At 52.0% G+C, this 23,304-nt stretch carries 9 protein-coding genes (1 of these 9 running past the window's edge); 6 read left to right on the forward strand and 3 right to left on the reverse strand.

Features of this window, described 5'->3' with window-relative positions:
* The 3 genes from QNM19_RS03240 to QNM19_RS03250 all read left to right on the forward strand — a co-directional run.
* Nucleotides 1-6,099: the 3' portion of a non-ribosomal peptide synthetase gene (locus QNM19_RS03240; RefSeq protein ID WP_284026315.1), read on the forward strand. The gene continues 3,909 nt to the left of window position 1, outside the view; the window shows 6,099 of its 10,008 coding nt (coding positions 3,910-10,008); the start codon falls outside the window, past its left edge; its stop codon occupies nt 6,097-6,099.
* Entirely contained in the window at nt 6,099-16,109 is a 10,011-nt protein-coding gene (locus tag QNM19_RS03245; RefSeq protein WP_284026316.1) for a non-ribosomal peptide synthetase, read from the forward strand. Before QNM19_RS03240 ends, QNM19_RS03245 begins: the two co-directional genes overlap by 1 nt.
* Nucleotides 16,110-16,579: 470 nt before the next feature.
* Nucleotides 16,580-17,251, forward strand: coding sequence for a hypothetical protein (locus QNM19_RS03250; protein WP_049865384.1), 672 nt, complete (start codon nt 16,580-16,582; stop codon nt 17,249-17,251).
* Between the two features lie 54 nt (nt 17,252-17,305).
* On the opposite strand, the gene QNM19_RS03255 is transcribed toward QNM19_RS03250, so the two are convergent.
* Together QNM19_RS03255 and QNM19_RS03260 are read right to left on the reverse strand one after the other, a co-directional pair.
* Nucleotides 17,306-17,752 carry a DoxX family protein gene (locus QNM19_RS03255; RefSeq protein ID WP_049865385.1) on the reverse strand — a complete coding sequence of 149 codons (447 nt, stop codon included), beginning with the start codon at nt 17,750-17,752 and terminating at the stop codon, nt 17,306-17,308.
* Between the two features lie 149 nt (nt 17,753-17,901).
* Nucleotides 17,902-18,801 carry a LysR family transcriptional regulator gene (locus tag QNM19_RS03260; RefSeq protein WP_049865386.1) on the reverse strand — a complete coding sequence of 300 codons (900 nt, stop codon included), beginning with the start codon at nt 18,799-18,801 and terminating at the stop codon, nt 17,902-17,904.
* A 99-nt stretch (nt 18,802-18,900) separates the two neighbouring features.
* On the opposite strand from QNM19_RS03260, the gene QNM19_RS03265 reads away from it, so the two are divergent.
* Entirely contained in the window at nt 18,901-19,755 is an 855-nt protein-coding gene (locus QNM19_RS03265) for an SDR family oxidoreductase (protein WP_049865392.1), read from the forward strand.
* Nucleotides 19,756-19,762: 7 nt separating this feature from the next.
* Here QNM19_RS03265 and QNM19_RS03270 read toward each other — a convergent pair whose 3' ends face one another.
* Nucleotides 19,763-20,956: a GGDEF domain-containing protein gene (locus QNM19_RS03270; RefSeq protein ID WP_049865387.1), complete on the reverse strand. Its 1,194-nt coding sequence runs from the start codon at nt 20,954-20,956 to the stop codon at nt 19,763-19,765.
* A 333-nt stretch (nt 20,957-21,289) separates the two neighbouring features.
* Between QNM19_RS03270 and QNM19_RS03275 the strand changes: the two genes are divergently transcribed.
* Nucleotides 21,290-22,012, forward strand: a complete 723-nt coding sequence (locus QNM19_RS03275) for a hypothetical protein (RefSeq protein WP_156202361.1) — start codon at nt 21,290-21,292, stop codon at nt 22,010-22,012.
* A 112-nt stretch (nt 22,013-22,124) separates the two neighbouring features.
* Nucleotides 22,125-23,117, forward strand: a complete 993-nt coding sequence (locus QNM19_RS03280) for an LNS2 domain-containing protein (RefSeq protein WP_049865389.1) — start codon at nt 22,125-22,127, stop codon at nt 23,115-23,117.
* Nucleotides 23,118-23,304 lie beyond the last annotated feature (187 nt).

Consider the following 23,304-nt stretch of genomic DNA (forward strand, 5'->3'; position numbering starts at 1 on the left):
GCTCATGATCCGGCCACAGATACCTACTGCGGGGTGCTCAAAGAGCATCACATTTTGCTGGATCATATCTCTGTTGAAATGATCATGGGTGAGCTGGCCATGGATGAGCAAACTTTTGCACAGCTGCCTGATGCCTTGCCTTATCGACAGTTTATCGCTCAGACGCTGCACAATGCCGAGCAACTGGATAGTCGCAAGTACTTTACCGATCAGCTGGGTGATATTGAGACACCGTGCCATCCGTTTGGACTGGACAGTACCCGGGCTGATGATTTGTACTGCAATGAATTACACCGTGAACTGAGTCAGCAACAATCTTCGCAGATCCGCACCCTGATGCAGCAGCGTGGTATGAGTCCGGCGGCATTTTTCCATCTGGCCTGGGCCATGGTGGTGTCGGCCTGTAGTCAGAGCCGGGATGTGGTATTTGGTACTGTATTGTCGGGCAGAATGAGTGGCCAGCAAGGCATAGAGCAGATGATGGGGATGATGATTAATACCCTGCCTCTGCGTGTTAACCTGGCAGATGAAGCGGCGGATACTTTATTGCAGCAGGTCGATCAGGCCCTGCTCGGGCTGATGCCATATGAACAGGCGTCGCTAACCGAAGCGCAGGCATGCAGTGGTGTCAGTGCACAAACGCCTTTATTTAGCGCCATTTTCAATTATCGTCACTCCCGCCTGGCAGAAGCGCCAGCGCAAGGGGGCGCACAGGCCATCGCTGCTAAAGAGCGTACTAACTATCCATTTAATTTATGTGTGGATGACTGGGGCAAGGCGTTTTCCTTCAACCTGCAAGTTGATAGCTCAGTCGACATAAACGCAATAGACGAGTATGTAACGTGCGCCATTGAACAGTTGCTGCGTGCGTTGAATGACGAATCTGACACTCCGGTGGCAAAACTCAGTGTCCTGAACGAGGCACAACAAGATGCGCTGATGCGCGCGAACGTATCACACGCCGTCGACACAGACACAACAAGCAGCATTCAGGCTCGGTTTGAAAGTCAGGCAGCCAAATTTGGTGAGCGCACTGCACTGGTGTATCAGCAAGAGTCGCTGACTTATCGCGAATTGAACGCACGGGCCAATGCGTTGGCACACTATCTAATCGAAGCACACGATATCCGCCCGGATACGCTGGTAGGCCTCTGTGTGGGTCGCGGGGTCAACATGATTGTGGGCATACTGGCTATTCTTAAAGCCGGCGGTGCGTACGTTCCGCTTGATCCTAACTATCCGCAAGAACGCCTCGACTTTATCTGTCAGGATGCGGGCGTGGCACTGGTGCTGAGCGAAGATCAGGTGGCTGATGCGCTGGCACTTCAAGACACGCCCATTATCGACCTGAATCAGCTGGCATTGATGGGTTACAGCACGGATAACGTGCAGTTGGCGACACATACATCGGACAATCTGGCCTATGTGATTTACACCTCGGGTTCTACGGGTAAACCAAAAGGGGTGTTGCAAACGCACCGCAATGTCGGTCGTCTGTTTGATGTGACTCAGCCCGATTTTAACTTTAATGAAGACGATTGCTGGTGTGTGTTCCACTCTTTTGCCTTCGATTTCAGTGTCTGGGAGATCTGGGGAGCCCTGCTGTTTGGTGGCAAACTGCTGATGCCAAGCCTGGATGAAGTTAAGGACAGTCAATTGTTTGTGGCTTTATGTCAGCGCAACGCCCTGACTATTCTCAATCAGACGCCGAGTGCCTTTAAACAGCTCACCGAATATCTGGTGACGGCACAACAGACCTTACCTTCATTGCGCAGCATCGTATTTGGTGGTGAAGGACTGACGCCAAGTCATGTTAGCCAGTGGTGGACGCACTTTGCACAGCAGCCGACTGAGCTCATTAACATGTATGGGATCACAGAAACCACGGTGCATGTGACCTATAAACGTATAGAACCAAATGCGCCGATCAACATTGGCAGACCGCTGCGCGACCAGCATATCGTACTGCTCGATGATGCACTTAAGCTGGTACCTGATGGGTGCGCGGGCGAAATCTATGTCGGTGGTGCAGGTCTCGCCCTGGGCTACCTTAACCGCGAAGCACTCAGTGCCGAGCGATTTATTGACAATCCATTCGACATCCAGCGCTATCCCTGGCTTGGGGAGCGTTTGTATCGTGCGGGCGATTTGGCCCGTTATGACGAAAACGGCGAGCTACATTATCTGGGTCGTCAGGACGATCAGGTTAAAATTCGCGGTCACCGTATTGAGCTGGGCGAAGTGGAAAATCGCATTGCTGAGCTGGCCATGGTGGACTCTGCGTTGGTGCAGGCTATGCCACTGGCGGATGACACGTTGCAACTGGTCGCCTATGTAAAAGGCGCAGAAGCCAGTACCGATGATACCTGGCTGAGCCAATTAAAAGCAGCGCTCGGTGAGCAATTACCTGCCTATATGTTACCAGGCGCTATTGTTACCGTGACTCAGTGGCCACTGACAGCCAATGGTAAAGTCGACAGACGTGCGCTGCCAGCGCCGGACGCCGGACTGGGTGAGCAAACGTACGTTGCGCCGCGCAATGACACTGAATACACCCTGGTTGGGATCTGGGCGGAATTACTCAAACTGGAGCATGGTCAGGTCAGCGTAGAGGCCAACTTCTTCGAGCTGGGCGGACATTCTCTGTTGCTGATGAAACTGCTGGCCGGGATCCGAACTCAGCTGGAATGCGAGCTGAGTGTTAAGGATATCTTTGCTGCAACGACCATTGCACAGCAGGCTGAACGTGTTGCACAGCAAACTGATGTTGTGGTGCAACCACCTATTGTGGCGCAGCCGCGTGAAGACAATGCACACCTGTCACTGTCGTTTGCTCAGCAACGTTTGTGGTTTATCGACAAGCTCAATGGCAGCAGTGCCGAGTACAACATGCCGGTGGCCTTTGATGTGGATGGCGTATTAGATCTGGATGCCGCCCAGGCTGCGTTGAATAGTCTGGTGGCGCGCCATGAAGCGTTGCGCACGGTCTATCTGGAGCAGGACGCCGAGCCAGTTCAGCTGATCCGCAGCCACGGCGAGCTGACCCTGACTTTGCAGGATTTAAGTGAGCTGAGCGAACACGCCAAAACAGATCGGCTTAACCAGCTGCTGAGCGAAGACGCGCTGACGCCGTTTAAACTGGACAGCGATTTGATGCTACGCGCTCAGTATGTCTTACTTAATTATGCCGATCATAACCAACCTCAGCGTGGTGTACTGGCTTTTAATATGCACCATATTGCTTCGGATGGGTGGTCGGTGGAGTTGCTGTCTAACGAGTTTATGGCACTCTACGAAGCGGCTGTCTCTGGTACTGAGGCTGCGTTACCACCTTTGGCTATTCAATATGCCGACTATGCAATCTGGCAGCGCGACTGGCTGAATAACGCGCAAGGCGGCGCCAAAGCACTGGAAACGCAACTCAATTACTGGCGCGAAACCCTGAGCGATGCACCGGCCGTGCATGGTCTGCAACTGGATAAGCCGCGCCCGGAAGAAAAAGCGTTCAGTGCCAAAGGCTTCACCAGCTTGTTGCCAGGCACGCTGAGCCAGGGACTTAAAAGCTTTGCTGAAGCAGCCCGGATCACGCCATTTATGCTGGTGCACAGTGCACTGGCTTATGTGTTGTCGCGCCACAGTAATCAGCACGATATTGTGATTGGCACACCGGTGGCGAATCGTGCGCAACCAGAAGTGGCTGGCCTCATCGGTTATTTTGCCAATACCCTGGTGCTGAGAGTCAATACTCGTCATCATAATTTGGGCGATTACCTTGAGCACGTCAAAGAGGCTCATATTGGTGCCCAGTCACATCAGGATGTGCCGTTTGAACAGCTGGTAGATGCCTTACAAATTCCACGCTCTACGGCCTATAGCCCGGTGTTTCAGATCATGCTGACCACCAATTCAGAATTTGCGTTGGCAGACAGTTCTGGGCAACAGTTGGCTGGGCTGGAGTTCACCCCGAGGCTGCCAGAGGCCTGTACCACCAAGTTTGATATCGAAATTAACATTGATCTGGATGATGCCGGACTGACCGTTAACTGGTTGTATGACACTGGACTATTTAGCGAGCAGCACATTGTGGCGCTGGATAAACACCTCCAGGGCGTACTCAGGTATCTGGCGCGTCTCACTCAGGCACAGCTGGCCAATCCACTGGATACGCTGCCACTGTTGTCAGAGCAGGAGCGTTATGAGCAATTACAGCAGTGGAATGACACGGCCCGGGATTATACCCGAGAGGTGTGTGTTCATGAGCTGTTTGAGCAGCAAGTTGCCCGCGCACCTCAGGCGACAGCACTGCGTTTTGGCACACAGACAATGAGCTATGAAACGCTCAACAGCAAAGCCAATCAGCTGGCCCATTATTTGCGCAGTGAACACGGCGTGGGGGCGGATTCACTGGTCGGGTTGTGTGTGGAACGCTCATTTGAAATGGTCATCGGGATCTGGGGTATTCTCAAAGCCGGCGGTGCGTATGTGCCGCTGGATCCGGAGCTGCCCAGTGCCAGACTGGCATATCTAGTGGAAGATGCCCGAGCCAGCGTCGTGCTGAGTACCCAGGAGGTCGCTGCACGTGTCGCTTTGGGCGAAGCGCAGGTTGTTGAGCTTGATGGCTTTGACTTCGGTGCCCACAGTGATACAAACATCGCGGTGAGCGATATGGGTCTCAGTGCAAGTAATCTGGCATATACCATTTACACCTCAGGCTCCACTGGCATGCCAAAAGGCGTATTGCTAGAACATCAGGCGCTGCATAACCGCATCGACTGGATGGACAAAGAGTACGGCTGTGGACCCCACGACAAGATATTACAAAAAACGCCTTACAGCTTTGATGTGTCGGTATGGGAATTTGTCTGGCCCATGCTCAAAGGGGCTGAATTGGTGATTGCCAAGCCAGGTGGCCACAAAGACCCGGATTACCTGAGCGATCTGATCGTCGAAACAGGCATCACTAAGCTGCACTTTGTGCCCTCTATGCTGGGCGTGATGCTGGAGCATGGTGACCTGAGCCGTTGTACTTCAATTAAACAGGTATTCTGTAGTGGTGAAGCATTGCAGATAAGCCATGTCGAGCAGTTCCGGGCCGTGTTACCTTCTGCGCAGTTACACAATCTTTATGGTCCAACTGAAGCGGCCATCGACGTCAGCTACTGGGATTGTTCACAGCCTTATGGCAGCAGTGTGCCCATTGGTAAGCCAATTCAGAATATCCAACTCTATGTGCTGGATGACGCACTCAATCTGTTACCTCAGGGCGCATGCGGCGAATTACACATCGGCGGAGAGGGTCTGGCGCGTGGCTACCACAATCGCGCAGATCTGACCGAAGAGCGCTTTATTGCTAACCCATTCTACGATGACAGCGAAGTGGGTAGCAGCCAGCGACTCTACAAAACGGGCGATCTGGTGCGTTATCGCAATGACGGCGTCATCGAGTATATGGGTCGTATTGACCATCAGGTGAAGATCCGCGGGTTGCGTATCGAGCTGGGTGAAATTGAGTATCACATCGGTGAGCACAGTGAAGTGGACTCCGCCTTGGTGATGGCGCTCGATGACACGCAGGGTAATCAGCACCTGGTGGCCTATGTGAAGCCGCATACACTGGGCGATGAAGCGTCTCAGCAGGTACTGATCGACGCTATCAAGTCACAACTTGGTGACGCCCTGGTTGAGTATATGATCCCAACCAGCTTTGTATTGCTGGATGAATGGCCACAAACCCCAAACGGCAAAATTGATCGCAAAGCGTTACCTGCCCCGGAGCATGCCGGATTGGGCGGTGAGTACATTGCTCCACAAACCGACACTGAGTTGGCTTTGGTGGCCATCTGGTCTCAGGTGCTGGGCCTGGATGAAGGACAAATCAGTACCCAGGCGAGCTTCTTCTCTCTGGGCGGTCAGTCTCTGCTGGTGATTAAGTTGATGAAAGACATTGAAAGCCGGTTTGACTGCACACTGACTATCAAACAGTTATTTAAGTACACCTCGGTGGCTGAGCAAGCCATGCAGCTCGATGAACTGCTGGCCGCTAAAGCATTAAAAGCTAAGTTAGAACAATCAGATAATGTAGAAAGGATTGTGTTTTAATGAAACCGCAACAGTTAGTAAGTCTGCTTCAGGACAAGTTGATTTTGGTGAGTGTCTCTGACGGGTCGCTCGTAGTCGAAGCTGAAAAGGGCGCAGTCACCGCAGAGATAGCGCAGCTGATCAGAGATAATAAAACACAATTGCTGGCTTATCTGAGTGACAGCGAAGCACAACCTAAGCGTGAGGCCGTTACGCCGCGCGCTGAGCAATATCAGACCTTAGCACCGCTGTCGTTTTCACAGCGCCGGTTATGGTTTATCGACCAGCTGCAACAGGGCTCGGCACAATATAATATGCCTGCCCTGATGACGGTTACCGGGGAGCTGGATCTGGCGGTGGCTGAGCGTGCCTGTCAGGCCATTATCCGCCGTCATGAAATACTGCGCACAGTGGTGGTTGATGGTGAAAACGGCGCCCGGCAGCATATTCGTGACGAGGTGACGTTTGCTATCGCCCACAGCGATTTGACCACGCTGGAGGCAAGTGCTCGTGCGGTGCAGCTCGAAGCCCTGATTGATGAGGAGCTGAATACCCCGTTTGATCTGACGCAGGATGTGATGATGCGGGCACGTTATATTTTGCTTGCGGATCCGGGGGGCGCGCAGCAAGACGGGGTGTTGCTGTTCAATATGCATCATATAGCGTCTGATGGCTGGTCAATTGAATTGCTCAGTCAGGAGTTTCTGACTTTATATCGGGCGTTTGCACAAGGGGCAGAGAACCCCTTACCTGAGCTGGCGATTCAGTACGCTGATTATGCGCTGTGGCAGCAAACCTGGTTGCAGGAAAACGTACTGGAATCACAGTTATCGTACTGGCAGGAAACATTAGCCGACGCGCCCTCGGTTCATAGCCTGCCGCTGAAACAACCGCGCCCGGAAGAAAAGCAAAGTGCTGCCGGGTGTCAGAGTTTCAGTCTTAACAGTACGCTAAGCCAGCAGCTCACGACCGTGGCGCAGCGTAATGAGATGTCACCCTTTATGTTGGTACACAGTGCGTTGAGTTGGGTGCTGGCACAACACAGTAATCAGCAGGATATTCTGATCGGCACACCGGTTGCCAACCGATTGCAAAGCGAACTGGAGCCGCTGATCGGCTTTTTCGTTAATAATCTGGTACTCAGAACTCAAACGCAACACGCTACGCTCGGTGACTATTTTGCTCACGTGCGTGAAGTGCACCGGGACGCGCAGGACAATCAGGATGTACCATTTGAGCAGTTAGTCGAGCGTTTGAATGTAGAGCGCAGCCTGTCGCACGATCCACTGTTTCAGATCATGTTGTCTATGGACAGTGACTTTGGGGTGAGCGATCAGTCTGATGTTGGACTGGACGGACTGAGCTTTGGACAATACGAGCGCGAGATTGTGTCGCTGAAGTACGACATAGATATCGACATTACCCCACAGGACGGAGGTTACGTGCTGCGCTGGACTTATGATCTGGCGTTGTTTGATGCCGACTATATTGCAACTCTGAATCGCCATCTGATCCGGGCAATTCATCTGTTCAGTAATAGCCTTGCCAGCACGGCGTTGGCTCAATTGACATTGATGGACACACAAGAGCAACAGGCCTATCTGACAGATTTATGTGGGCCGAGCGTGGCTTTGTCTGCGGTGCCGGTACACCAGCTCATTGAAACACGCGCCGCACAAAGCGACGCGCGCATTGCCGTCAAGAGCCATGAGGGCACACTGAGTTATCAGCAGTTGAACGAACGCGCTAACCAGCTGGCGCATTATTTACGCGCCGAGCATCAGGTGGGCCCGGATACCCTGGTGGGTCTGTGTGTGGGCCGCTCGCTGGAAATGATGGTGGCGGTGCTGGCCATCCTTAAAGCCGGAGGTGCCTATGTGCCGTTGGACCCGGATTATCCGCAGGAACGTTTAGCGTACATGGTCGAAGACACCGGTTTGTCTGTGGTGCTGACCCAGCAAAAAGTCGCCGGGATCCTGAACGACTTTAACGTCACGGCTGTGCTGCTGGATAACGCCAGCCAGTTTGCAAACTATCCAGTCAGCAACCCGGATGTGACCCTGAGCCCGGATAACCTGGCCTATGTGATGTACACCTCAGGCTCAACCGGTAACCCGAAGGGCGTGATGATAAGTCATCATAACCTGATTAACTTTGCCGCGAACTGTGAGCAGCGCTACGAAATCACCGAAGCCGACAATGTGTTGCAGTTCTCGACTATGAACTTCGATATTTTCGTCGAGGAATGGCTGGCGACTCTGACTCAGGGCGCTACTCTGGTGCTGCGCGATGAAGACGTGTCGCTGAGCCGCGAGGCCTTTATCGCCTTCTGCGATAGCCATACCATCAGCGTGGCCAGCTTACCCACGGCGTTCTGGCATATGCTGGCGCTGAACGAAGCGGAGCTTGAATCTCTGGCACTGCGACTGGTGATTGTCGGCGGTGAGGCGCTGGACAAACAGTCGGTGGCTTCGCTTAAACCAGGCTTTGTGCTGCTCAATACCTATGGTCCGACCGAGACCACAGTCACCGCATCGGGCTATGCCATCAGCGGCGGGTACGATGAGCCGCGTGCGGTGCCCATTGGCCGCGCCAACGTCAATACTGCGACTCTGGTACTCAGCGAGCAACTGACGTTATGCCCGCCGGGCGTAGTAGGCGAGCTGTATGTCAGTGGTCAGTGTCTGGCCAGTGGTTATCTGCATCAGAGCGAACTCACCGCCGAGCGTTTTATTGATAACCCGTATTTTGATCCGGCCAACCCGGCGCTGAGCGCGCGGTTGTATAAAACCGGTGATTTGGTGCGTATCGGCGCAGACGGTGAAATCGAGTTTGTCGGACGCAGCGACGATCAGGTCAAGATCCGTGGTTTCCGGGTTGAACTGGGTGAGATAGAAACCCAGCTGATGAGTTATGAACGAGTTGAGTCGGCTGTGGTACTGGCCGAGGCCGGTACTCTTGATGGTACGAACAGAGGCGGCAAGGTACTTCGCGCTTTTGTAAAGGCAGAGAGCGAGCAGACCAACGATTTAATTGACGCACTGCAACAGCATCTGAGCGGTAACCTGCCGGATTACATGGTGCCGTCGGCTTACAGCTTTGTCAGTCAGTGGCCGCTGACGGCCAATGGCAAGCTGGACAAGCGAGCACTGCTGGCTCTGCCGGCTAAAACGGTGGAGCAGCCTTATCAGGCACCGCAAACCGACGCCGAGAAAATGGTGGTCGACATCGTCGCGTCGCTGTTGTCGCTGGACGTCGATAAGGTGGGTGTCCATGCTAATTTCTTCGCGCTGGGGGGCCACTCATTACTGATTATGCAGCTGGTCAGTCAGCTGCGGGCACGTCAGTATCAGGCGGACGTGCAGGCCTTGTTCAGGGCACACACGCTACAGGACATGGCACGCCAGGTTCGGGCACTTGGGAGTGAGGAATCAAGTTGTGTGCCCGCCAATTTAATTCCGGCGGATTGCAGCAAAATCACCCCACAGATGGTGACGCTCACTGAGCTGGATGAGCAACAGCTCACGGATATTGCACAGACTATCCCCGGTGGCATGGCCAACATTCAGGACATCTACCCGCTGGCACCGCTGCAAGAAGGTGTGCTGTTTGTGCACACCATGAGTGAAGGGCAGGACCCGTATGTCACCAGCACCACGTTTGAGTTCGACAGCCGCGAGTCTCTTGAGCGCTTTAAATGGGCACTGAATACGCTGATTGCCCGCCACGATGTGCTGCGCACCGCCATTTTATGGCGCAACCGCACCACTGCACTTCAGGTGGTACAGCGTGAGGTAGAGCTGCCCGTGACTGAGCTGGACTTCAGCGAGGAAGCGGATGTCCGGGCCGCGTTCAGTGCGCATGTGGCTGAGCAGCCGCTGTGGATTGAGCTGGAAAGCGCGCCGCTGCTGCAACTGAGCGTGTGTGAGGACGCTGCGCAGGGCAAGCATTATGCGCTGTTGTGTGAGCATCACCTGATCTCAGATCACGTGTCGCTGGAAATTCTGGTGCACGAGCTGACGGCACTGCTGCAGGGCAATGAAGCGAGTCTGGCTGAGCCGGTGCCATACCGGGAATTTGTCGGCCGCACACTGGCACGCACCGCGAGTCTGGATACTGAGGCCTTTTTCACTCAGATGCTTGGGGATGTCAGCGAACCAACATTGCCTTATGGTCTGACAGACGTACTAAACGACGGCTCGGGTATAGAAACCGTGCATGTCACGCTGGATGACGCACAGGCGCAGCGTATTCGCCGCCTGACTCGTCAGTATCACAGCAGTCCGGCTGCCCTGTTCCATCTGGTCTGGGCCAAAGTGCTGGGGGTGTGTAGCGGTCAGTCGGAGGTGGTGTTCGGTACTGTCTTATCCGGTCGTATGAGCGATGATGGCCTGAGCAGCCAGCTGATGGGGATGATGATCAACACCCTGCCACTGCGAGTCTCGCTGAGTGAGCAGGATGCAATGAGCCTGCTGGCACACATTAATGATGACCTGCGTGCCTTGATGCCGTACGAGCAGGTGTCGCTGGCCGAGGCACAGCGTTGCAGCGGCGTGAGTGGTCAGCTGCCCCTGTTCAGCGCGATGCTGAACTACCGCCATTCGGCGACAGAGGAGTCTCAGCTGGAGCAGGATGCCGGATTTAGAGTCATCAGTAGTGAAGAGCGCACCAACTATCCGTTTAACCTCTCGGTAGATGATTTCGGCGATGGTTTTGGGTTTGAGCTTCAGGTAGACAAACGCGCCCCGGCGGCACGCATTGCACAGTATCTGCAAGTGACCCTGACTCAGGTGCTGGATTTACTGGACAGCCAGAGCAGCACTGCGGTGCAGAGTTTGTGTGTGCTGGATGATGCGGAGCGTACGCAACAACTGCATAACTGGAACGACACAGCGCTGGATTATCCCCGTGAGCTGTGTATTCACGAATTATTTGAACAGCAGGCAGCTGCCATGCCGGAGCAGATTGCACTGCGCTTTGGTGAGCAGACGCTGAGCTATGGTGAGCTCAATAGCAGAGCCAACCAATTGGCCCACTATCTGCGCGCGGAGCACAATATCGGACCGGATTCGTTAGTGGGCTTGTGTGTTGAGCGCTCGCTGGAAATGGTGATTGGGATTTGGGGTATTCTCAAAGCCGGTGGTGCCTATGTGCCGCTGGACCCCGAGTTGCCTCCGGCACGCCTTAGCTATCTGGTTGAAGATGCCAATGCAGCTGTGGTACTTAGCACAGCAGTGGTTGCCGGGCGAGTGAGCCTTGGTGAAGCAAGCGTTACGCGACTGGATGAGTTCGATTTTAGCGCTTATCCGGATACCAATATTGCTGTGAGTGACATTGGTCTGAATGCTCGCAATCTTGCCTATACCATTTACACGTCAGGCTCCACCGGGCTACCTAAAGGTGTGCTGGTTGAGCATCAGGCGCTGCATAACCGCATCGACTGGATGGATAACGAATACGGCTGTGGCCCGGACGACAGGATTTTGCAAAAGACCCCTTACAGTTTCGATGTATCTGTATGGGAATTCGTCTGGCCTATGCTCAAAGGTGCGCAGCTGGTGATTGCCAAACCTGGCGGTCATAAAGAACCGGAATACCTCAGCGAGCTGATCGTTGCAGCGGGGATCACCAAGCTACACTTTGTTCCTTCTATGCTGGGTGTGATGCTGGAGCACGGCGACCTGGGTCGTTGTACGTCTATTAATCAGGTGTTCTGTAGTGGTGAAGCGCTGCAGATCAGCCACGTTGAACAGTTCAGAGCGAGTTTACCTTCGGCACAACTGCACAACTTATATGGTCCGACCGAAGCGGCCATTGATGTCAGCTACTGGGATTGCAGCCAGCCACACGGCAGTAGCGTGCCGATCGGGAAACCAATCCAGAATATTCAGCTCGTGATCCTGGATGAGGCCCTAAACCTGCTGCCACAAGGTGCTTGCGGCGAGTTGCATATTGGTGGTGAAGGTTTGGCGCGCGGCTATCATAACCGCTCCGAGCTGACTGCCGAGCGGTTTATTGATAATCCGTTTGAGGATACATTGCCAAGCTCGCGACTCTATAAAACCGGCGATCTGGTGCGTTTTCGTGATGATGGCACCATAGAATATATGGGCCGGATGGATCATCAGGTAAAAATTCGCGGATTGCGCATTGAGCTGGGTGAAATTGAATATCATATCGGTGAGCATCACGAAGTTGATTCCGCACTGGTAATGGCGTTGTCAGATCCGCAGGGCAACCAGCGTTTGGTTGCGTACGTTAAACCGCTTGCAGAGCAGGCGCAAGCGGCGCAGCAGACGCTGATAGCGTCGATTGTTGAGTCACTGGGTCAGTCATTAGCTGAGTATATGATCCCGGCCAGTTTCGTGTTGATTGACGAATGGCCACAAACCCCTAACGGTAAGATTGACCGCAAGGCGCTGCCAGCGCCTGAACAGGCGGATTTAAGCTGTGATTATGTGGCACCACAGAGCGATACCGAGCGCACGCTGGCAGCAATCTGGGCTGATGTCCTGAACCTGCCGGTAGAGCAAATTAGCCGTGATGCTAACTTTTTTGCTCTGGGTGGCCATTCTTTATTGGTTATGCAGCTGCTGTCCCGGGTTAAACAGCTGGGCTATCAGTGCCAGGCGCAGGCCTTGTTTAAGGCGGGTAGCCTGAGTGCGATGGCTGCGCATCTGGACGCACAACCCCTGGTTGAATTTGAATTCAGCGTGCCTCAAAACCTGATACCCGAGCAGGCGAGCACCATTACCCCGGATATGTTGCCTTTGATTGAACTGACACAGGACAGCATAGACAGCCTGATTGCGCAGGTGCCCGGTGGCGCAGCAAACGTGCAGGATATGTATCCACTGGCACCGCTGCAAGAAGGGGTGCTGTTTGTGCACACGCTGAACCAGCAGCACGATCCTTATGTCAGTACCATGGCGTTTGAACTGGCGGATGAGTCGCAACTGGTACAACTCAAAGCTGAGCTGAACTTTGTGATCCAGCGCCATGATGTGCTGCGTACCGCGATTTTCTGGCGTGGTCGTGCGCAGGCAGTGCAAGTTGTACTGCGTGAGGCACAACTGCCCGTCTCTGAGCTAGCGTTCGAGCGCACACAGATAAAAGCGCAGTTTGAAGACTATGTGGCCAATGCTGCGCATGGCTTTGAGCTGGAATCTGCACCGCTGATCCAACTGATGGTTTCACCACAGGACGAGCAGGGCAGAATTTATGCATTGCTGAAGTTCCATCACCTGATCACCGATCACGTCTCTTTGGAAATTTTGCTCTCAGAGCTGGGTGCACAAAACAAGGCTGAATTACCAGCACCACTGCCTTATCGTGAATTTATCGCTCGTTCAATGGCACAAAGCACTAAGCTGGATACGGCGGCGTTTTTCACCGAGCAGCTCGGCGACATTGATACCCCAACTTTGCCATTTGGTTTGTCCCAGGTGACCGGAGACGGCAATGCGGTAGCGGAATATAGCACGACGCTTGATATGGCGTTGTCGCAGCAGATCCGGGCATTATCGAGACACCTGCAATGCAGCCCGGCTGCGCTATTCCACCTTGCCTGGGCACAGGTATTGAGCACCAGCACAGGCCGTGATGAGGTGGTATTTGGTACTGTGATGTCAGGGCGCATGAATGGTATGCCTGGTATAGAAAACATGATGGGCATGTTGATCAATACTTTGCCGCTGCGGGTTTCGCTGGAACAGCAAAGTGCTCAGGTTGCTCTGAGAGAAGTTAACGACGCACTGCAGGCATTGCTGCCTTACGAGCAGGTGTCGCTGGCTGAAGCGCAAAGCCACAGTGCTATCAGCGGTAATACGCCGCTGTTCAGCGCAATCCTCAACTACCGTCATACCGGACATGATGCCGCGCAGGAGCAGGCTGCGTCTCGCCGCGATGAGGGTGCCCCGAGTTTGCTGAGTACCCGTGAGCGTACCAATTACCCGTTTGATCTGTCTGTTAATGATCTGGGCGAGCAAGCCAGCTTTACGCTGGACTTCCAGATTGAGCAAACGGTTGAGGCTGCGCGCGTTGCTGACTGGATGGAAACAGCACTGCATGGGTTGGTGAATGCACTGCAAGATAATAGCAATCAGCCCGTGTCGACGCTGACGGTCTTACCGCCTGCTGAGATAGCACTGCAAGATACGTGGCAGAGTGAGCGAGCTAACTATCCGCGGCTGTCTTGTATTCATGAGTTGTTTGAGTTGCAGGCTGCGGCGACACCGAATGAGGTGGCGGTGCAGCTGAATGACCAGATGCTCAGTTATGGTGAGCTGAATGCGCGTGCCAACCAATTAGCACTGCATCTGCGAGAAACACATCAGATTGGTGCCGGTGCTTTAGTAGGCTTATGTCTGGGCCGCTCTGTGGAGATGCTGGTTGCAACCCTGGCGATTCTGAAAGCCGGTGGCGCTTATGTTCCGCTGGATCCAACTTATCCGGAATCTCGCCTGGCCTATATGCTTGAAGATACTCAGCTAACTGTGGTCCTGACTGAGCAGGCGCAGCATGAAGTACTGGCCTTCAGCTCGGTGGCAAAAATCACCTTAGACACCTTAGATGCGCCCTGGTCTGCGCTGAGTGTATTAGATTTGCCCAGGGCTGAAGGGCTAACGGCGCAGTCGATTGCTTATGTGATTTACACGTCAGGCTCTACGGGCACGCCCAAGGGCGTGATGACACCGCACCGGGCAGTCAATCGTCTGGTTTACGACCCTAACTTTATGACCCTGAACAACCAGACCGTGTTCCTGCAAAGCGCCAATATCGCCTTTGATGCAGCCACCCTGGAAATTTGGGGGCCACTGCTGAATGGCGGACGCTGTGTGTTGTACCCCGAGACTTATCTGTCACTGGATGGGATCAACAAGGTGTTGAGCTCGCAGGGGATTACTGCAATGTGGCTGACCTCGGGTTTGTTCACGGAATGGAGCAAGGTGTGTGGCGAATTAGAGTCACATACATTGGCATTACAAACTGTGCTGGCCGGGGGCGATGTGCTTAATCCACAAGCTGTCACCGCTGTGCAAACAGGGCTGCCCAAAGTCACCGTAATCAATGGATATGGCCCCACCGAAAATACCACCTTTACCTGTTGCTATCCGGTGCCGGCTGATCAGGATATCAGCGCCGGTGTGCCCATTGGGCGAGGTGTGCAGGGGGATCATATTCTGGTGCTGAGCCCGCAAGGACGTCAATTGCCTCAAGGTGTAGTCGGTGAGCTGTGTGTCGGAGGAGACGGTCTGGCATTGGGTTATCTGAATCAGCCGCAGCTGAGTAAAGCGCGGTTTATTACAAACCCCTATTTTTCTGAGCCGGGACAAGCGGCTGAGTTGTATCGAACCGGTGATTTGGTGCGGTTTAAGCCAGATGGTTTAGTGGAATATGTGGGCCGTATTGATGACCAGATTAAGATCCGGGGTTTCCGGGTGGAACTGGGCGAGATAGAGGCTGCACTGAATGCGGATGAGCGGATTGCGCAGTCTCTCGTTGTGGTAGATAAAGCGCGAGGCCTGATCGTTGCGTATGTTGAGCCAAACCCTCTGCAACAAACCGATGATCTAACCGAACAGCTCATGGCCAGTCTGTCTGCCAGTTTACCACCTTATATGGTGCCTTCGGCCTGGCAATTAATTATGTCCTGGCCACTGACCGCCAATGGCAAAATAGACAGAAAGGCACTGCCGGATGTGGCGCTAACTGCCATGACTGAAGAGTATGTCGCACCGCAAACCGCGCTGGAGCAGCAACTGGTTGATGTGGTGGCACGGCTGCTGGAGGTGGAGTCCGATACCATCAGTATGTCGGCGAATTTCTTTGACCTGGGCGGGCACTCGCTATTGATGATGCGATTACTCAGTGAGATTAAAGCGCACTGGCAAATTGAGTTGAGTGTGGCTGAGGTCTTTGAATGCCAGTACCTTGGCGAGGTTGCTGAGCTGATCCACAGCGAAGTGGCTTTAAGCTCGGCCTTTGATGATAGCGATATCGATGAGGACGAAGAGGTGCTGGAAATCTGAGCCCTGTAAAGCAGCCCGGGGGACAGCCCCTGGGTTGCTTTTATTTTTACTTTTTTGTGAATTTATTGTTTTTTAAGTTGCGGTTAATCTTCTGGATCCAATTAAACATATCGGCTTGTTTGGACACCTGTGTCACGCACCTTTCATAAATTTAATTTATGTTCTCTCTCAAGGTTATACTTATTTAATGGTTGATTAATATTGAATTTTTATCTCTTCTTGCGAGTGGTAGAGTATTTGTGACAAGGCTGTCACCTAGCTTACAGAATTAAACAATTGTGCACATTTATCAACCTTGGAGAAAGTAATTAACATGTTAATATCTTCTCCATGAAAATGAGCAGACACAAATAAACAACACCGTTTGCTAGCGCTGTGGGTAAACAGCCTGGATGGTGCTTAAGACTTAACTCAGGCAAAGCATTGCCTGGCAGTATTATTCTTTATTGGATGGATTTACGGAGATGATTATGAACAACGTCAACAAAGGATTAGGGCTTGCAGTTTTGCTGGGTTTATCAGCAGCCCTGACTGGATGTGGTGAAGGTAGTGACGAGCTGGACGAGCAGCTGAGCCATGATGCGAAAATGTCTTTTGTTAACTCTCTGGACTATATGGCCGATTTTCACGCGAAAAGAAGGTCTATCAGTTCGGGTTATAGCGGTTTATTTGACAGCGGCAGTGTGGTGTCAGCGGATGTACCTGCAAAAGAAGTGGGCAAGACATACAGCTACAGCTACAAAGCCATCAATAACATGATCAACCTGGGTGTTAAAGACAGCAACAGTGGTGAAAAGCAAGAGCGTATGAATACCACGCTGAAAGATGGTGCCAGTTTGTGGGTGATTGCCTGGGAAGCAGACGGTGAACGCAGTTTGTCTGTGGTTGGCAAAAAACAGGAAAATAAAGCGGATGTTTTTAACGTACGTTTGTTTGCCAATGGCAGCTATGACGTGATGGTTGGGGGCGAAAAAGTCACCACCACTGAAAAAGGTCAGGTGACCGCTTATTATGAAGTCAGCAGTTGTGCTGACGGGCTTGAGGTCGCTGGCAACGCCATTGATTTGTGTAACGGTGACTTTGGCCAGTCTTATCTGTTGGTAGTTGATGCCAATGGTAAGCGTGTTATGGCGTCAGAATAAATACAAACACGCGCGGTGCGTTGAGCCACCGCGCGCGTTATTACCGCTAATGTATTAAGCTAATTTACCTTTTACGATTGGCTGAGAGGCCAGTATTTTGTGGTCGATACTGAATTTACCCGCACCATAGGCCGCCAGCGCCAGGAATCCACCCGCCATCGCAACATTTTTGAAGAACATAATAAACTGCATTTGATCTGCCAGATCAAAGTGGAACAAAAGTGCGCTGACCAGACTAAACCCAGCGAATGCAATGGCTGTCAGACGAGTTAGCAGGCCACCCAGTATCATCAGACCACCGATTAACTCAAAGGCAATAACCAGTGGTAGTAACTCGCCAGGCAGGCCGCTTGATGCCATATACTGTGCGTTACCCTCAAAGTACTGGATCTTGTTCATCGCTGCGAGAATAAAGATGGCCGACAAGCCAATGCGTGCAAGCAGTGCAGCAATGTGAGACAGCGTTGTGTTTTGGTCGAATAGTTGAATTAGTTTAGTCATTACCGTTTCCTCAAGTGCGTAATATTTAAGCCTGGGCTTGCGGGAAACGTGCTTCGTTGTTGTCCCCTCAGCCGATATGAAACAGTATAAATTCGTTTTTAGTATTTAAAATTTCTAAAAATCGCGTCAAATGTTCTTTTAAATCGAATTTAAAGTTGAAACAGCGACTCCGAAAGTAAAAAGTCAATGACGGCCCGGGTACGTTGTGGCACCTGATGGCGAGACGGATAAACCAGAGAAAACACCAGCGGTTCACTGTGCAACGATTCACAGAGTGTGACTAACTTGCCATCGCTGATCTCCTGTTGCACGGTAGAAGGTAGTAAGGTTGCTACACCAAGCCCGCTTACGACCATTTGCTGCAACAGGTAAGGCGAATTACAACTGTGATGCCGAAGGGGTTGGATCATCACAGGCTCGCCATTATCAAACAGCATTTGAGCGCCCTGCTCGGCGGTTTGTTTGAGCATCAGCCAGGGCATGGCCTCCAGCTCAGCCACTGTGTTAGGCATGCCATACTGTGCCAGCAATGTGGGGCTGGCAAACAGGGCAAAGCGCTCCTGATGGAGAATGCGGGCAACCAAGGATTCATCACGAATAAAGCCAATCCGAATAGCCAGGTCAATTTGCTGTTCAATCAGGTCGAGCGGGTCATCATCGACAATCAGATCCAGGCTGATCTGCGGATAACGTTGTGCCAGTTTGTCGAGTTTGGGCAGAATAAACTTATGCGCAATGTCGTGATTCATGGTCAACGTGACCCGGCCACTGGGCTCAGTATCCGTCAGTTCCGCTTCTATATGCTGTAATATTCCGTCTAACTGGCGGGCATGTTGCAGTATTTTTTCACCTTCCTGGGTCAGCTTTAGCTGGCGTGTACTGCGTTGCAACAAACGCACATTTAATTGCGATTCTAACTGAGAAACCTGTTCACTTACTCGTGAGCGGCTGGAGTGTAAACGTCGTGCGGCGGCCGCAAAACTGCCACTGTCGATCACCGTTGCAAAGATAGCCAGTAATTTCAGCGAGCCATGATTGATTGTAATCATTTTCAGAACACTTCATTTTGTAATGACCACCTTATGATAACAGTCATTTTGCCTGACAATAAGCCCAACAACATAAAACACAAACAGTGGAGAGATAATATGATTGCAGTAACAGGTGCAAATGGTCAGTTGGGTCGGCTGGTAATCGCGGCTTTACTGAAGCGTGTTCCGGCGTCGCAGATAGTGGCACTGGTACGCGACCCCGAACAAGCCGAGGAGTTAAATCATCTAGGAATAACACTCAGAGCAGCAGATTACGATCAGCCACAAACCTTGACTAATGCTTTGGAGGGGGTAAGTAAGTTGTTACTTATCTCGGGTAATATGATTGGTCAGCGGGTACGTCAGCACAGCGCGGTTATTCACGCAGCGAAACAAGCGGGTGTGACGCTGCTGGCTTATACGAGTATTTTGCATGCCGACAAGTCACCCATGCAACTCAGTGATGAGCATCGGGATACTGAGCAGTTGATTAAGGCGTCGGATGTGCCTTATGTGTTGTTGCGCAACGGCTGGTATAACGAAAACTACAGTGCAGGGATTGCTGGCAGTATTGCAGCGGGTACCATTGTTGGTGCAATGCATGAAGGGCGAATTGCCAGTGCTGCGAGGGGGGATTATGCCGAGGCAGCAGCGGTGGTACTGACCGAGCCGAACCATGCTGGCAAAACCTATGAGCTGGCGGGCGATCAGAGTTTTAATTTACAGGCACTGGCAGACTGGGTCACTGAGCTCAGTGGCAAAACTGTACTGACAAACTATGTGTCTGAGCAACATTATGCGGATTTTTTGACTCAGCTGGGTTTACCGGCCGGATTTGCGGCGTTGCTGGCCGATGCTGAAGTTCAGGCGAATGCGGGCTGGCTGTATGAGAATAGCGGTACGTTGAGCCGCCTGATAGGTCGGCCAACGACGCCTATGCTTGAAAGCCTGACCCATCAGCTGAGTGTTTAACGGTAGATCAGGGCGTTTCTTCGAGCAGGCTTAGTGTCATGCTGGCCACCTTCACGCAGTTTCGCCCGGCATGCTTGGCATCGTACAGGGCGCTGTCTGCCTGGTTTTGGGTGGTCTCGAAGCCTTGCTGGCTGATCTCGCGGCTACAGGCAATACCAATGCTGATGGTCAAAGGGGTATCACCCAACCCCAGTTGCAGACTTTGTTGCGCAAAGGCGTTTTGTAGTTTGTTTGCGCAGCTTGCCGCCATGTCGGATTGCATGTCAAACAGTACCAGGCAAAATTCTTCTCCGCCCCAGCGTGCCAGTAGATCAGCACTACGAAAGTGTGTTTTGAGTACCTCGGCAATACAGACAATAGCCCGGTCACCGCTCTGGTGACCGTACAAATCGTTGACGCGCTTAAAATGGTCGAGATCTATCATCATCACGGTGAGAGAGTCACACTTTCTTTTGCTCAGTGGCAGCAGTTCGGTGAGTTGTCTGGCCAGCCCGCGGCGATTGAGCAGCCCGGTCAGCAGATCATGGTTAGCGGCAAATTCCAGCGCTTTCACAAAGCGCCCGGCACTGAGTAGCAATAAAATCGGGGCACCGGCGAGGATCCCCAGTAAGGCGGCAACCCAGGTATAGCCAGCTACCCAGTTAAAGGCTTCTCCGATTTGTGGCAGGTTGCCCAGCGCGCCTTGCAGGGTATACATAATCGAGAAAAAGACCTCCAGACATACGATCCCGATAGCGATCCTGGCGGCCAGAAATTCGTTTTTGTCCTGACGTGCATGTTTGTATAGCACCCAGGCATAATGGCAACGTACTGCTATCAGCCAAATGCCGATCAGCGTGATACGTAGCTCCCGTTCAGGAAATACGGTGGCTGTCAGCCAGGAGATGAGCAATACAGGCACGATCAGCCAGGCGACTTTTTGTTTTGACGGGGTGCGTTCGACGAATTGCCAGGTGCCGATCAGCCAGGCTGAATGCCCCAGTATCAGGAAGGTATTAAAAGTTAAAACGCGCCACTGAACATCCAGGCTTTGCATGCTCAGTTGTGATAAATAGGCAAAGGAAAGCAACAACATAGCCAGGGACCAAACACGGGTGCCGGTGATGGTCTGGGTCATTTTCGAGATCACAAACAGCAGAGTCGCACCAGTAAGAGATGCAATCCACAACGACAGCATCAGTGTAAGATCATGAACCTGCATTAAATCGACCTATGTGTGCTCCGGTTGCTGCCTGCACTCTGGTAAGTATGTTCAGGCGTATTATCAGACTTTCTTAAGCTTCAAGCATAGCACCAGCGGGCTCAGATGCGCACCATCTGGGTGAAATTTAGCCCTTTTAGTAAAAAATTCAGCGCATTGGCAGTTTGGCCAATGTAAACAAAGGTAAATAGTGTTTCTCTTTTAACATATTGATATTAGTTTATTTATGTACAGAGGCGGCGCTGGCAGCCGGTACTGTTATTAATCTCACTTGATAAATACTGGCAGAGCAATTAATGTTCCCATTAGTACTTCATTTGTTAATTTATTGATATGTTGAAAGTGTTCACTTACATATTAATGGGCGTCATTGGGTTAGTGTCATGCGTTTTGTTGCTGTTTTATGGCAACGAGCAGACTTCCCCTGACGGTCTGGACACGTCGGGCGAGCAGGTGAGCGCGCCGCTGAACGTGACCGAATTGCAACTGGCCATCACGCATGAGCCAGCAGCGATGACGGCTGCCCAGCATAATAGTGGCGTGAGACTGCCACAACATGAATTACAAAGTACCTACTACACCATCAACAAAGAGTCACAGCACGCCAGAGCTTTCTTCAAATCGGGCACCACAGTCCCTTATGAGTTGTATGACGAAGCGTACGTGGAGCTGGACGTTAAAAGCATCCGCACCCTGGAAATGGGCGACAGCTTTGAGTTTTTGATCCCGCAAACCCAGGAAAAAATCTGTTCTGAAATCATAAATATCACCGAAACAGGGCAGGAAAAGCGACTCACAGGTCAGGTGGGCAAGCAGTCTGACGAGCGCTCTTATGTTTATCTGACCCTGACTGATGACGTGATCTATGGCCAGATCCAGCTTCCGAGTGGTAACTACATCTTTGAATCTTATGGACAATATGCCTGGGTAGCCGAAAAACACAATATTCACTCCACCCCGTTAAAAAGCCTGTCTGCGCATAGCCAGACACCCAGAAAATCCCAGCCAGAGCGCACCGCAGAGCCAGCAAAGCCCAAAGTCATCTTTACCCGATGACAACGGAAATATGCTTTGTTGTTAAAATGTTTGTTAATGTGAAAATCTTGCGTTAATAAAAATGTAATCTAGAGTATATATTCTTGCCTCGAATTAAACGACGGGAGTATGTATGAAGTTATCAAGGTTGACTCATATCACAGCTAAAGCGGTTGCTATTGCGGCCGTTGCATGCACATTTGGCGCACAAGCACTGCCAAAGTGTCCGGATCCGAGCTGGATTGAACAAAACTATACTAAACCTGATGTCCCCAGCGCGGGCTATCGCAATGGTCTTAACCGCTTTATTACCTGGTTGCCCAGTTTTCATATGATCCATGATGAAGTGGTGGCCGAAGGCAACAGTGTCACCGTAACAGCAAAGTTCGATTATGGCGCGATTGCTCACAAAGATCTCGAGTTTGAAACAGTGCGTTTTTATTTGCGTGCTCAGCAGGACAGTGACTGGCGTTACTTGGGTGACGCTGTGACCAACAGCGACGGCAAAGCCAGTGTCACACTGCCGGCAATGAACGCCGGGCAGTATCGCATTTACGCAGCGGTGCCTGCGGATGGCAGCGGTACCGAAGGTTTTGTGACCGTCATTCAGCCAAATACGCAGGCGGTTCTGTTCGATATTGATGGTACTCTGACGGAATCCGACGCAGAGCAAATTGGTGACTATACAGGGATTGACCGCGCCGATGAAAAAGAAGGCGCTTATAGCCTGGTGCGCCGATACCTCGACCTGGGCTATCAGCCTGTTTACCTGACTGCCCGTGTATACTGGTATGCCAAAGGCACTCGTGACTGGTTGAACTGGATGGGCTTGCCGCGTGGTTTTTTACGTACTTCTTTGAGTAATGAAACCAGTTTATTCAGAACGGCGGAGTATAAGATTGAGCAGATCCAACAGTTACAATCGCAAGGCCTGAATATAGTGCGCGCGTATGGTAATGCAAAAACCGACGCCGAAGCCTTTATCCGCGCAGGGTTGGGGGCACAAAATAGCTATACAATCGGTCCTGACGCGGGTCATTACGGTACCACTGCGATTACCAATAATAGCTACACTGCACACATTACCGATGAGGTTGATACCTTTCCTGCGGCGCAGTGTGAGTAATCATTAACACTAGGCCTGCATCGTAGCAGGCCTATATCCTGCCTGAAGAAAACTAATCTTATTCCCTTTCTGACTACTTATCATGAACTTAATGCATATATCCTGTACATTTTAGATCAAATATTTATAATGCGCGCAGCTATTTCCGGGCCAAAATAGGTCCGATAGGTGGTATGTTTTGAGATAG

Origin of the sequence: Pseudoalteromonas ardens, from assembly GCF_030125445.1 — a bacterium.
GTDB lineage: Bacteria > Pseudomonadota > Gammaproteobacteria > Enterobacterales > Alteromonadaceae > Pseudoalteromonas > Pseudoalteromonas ardens.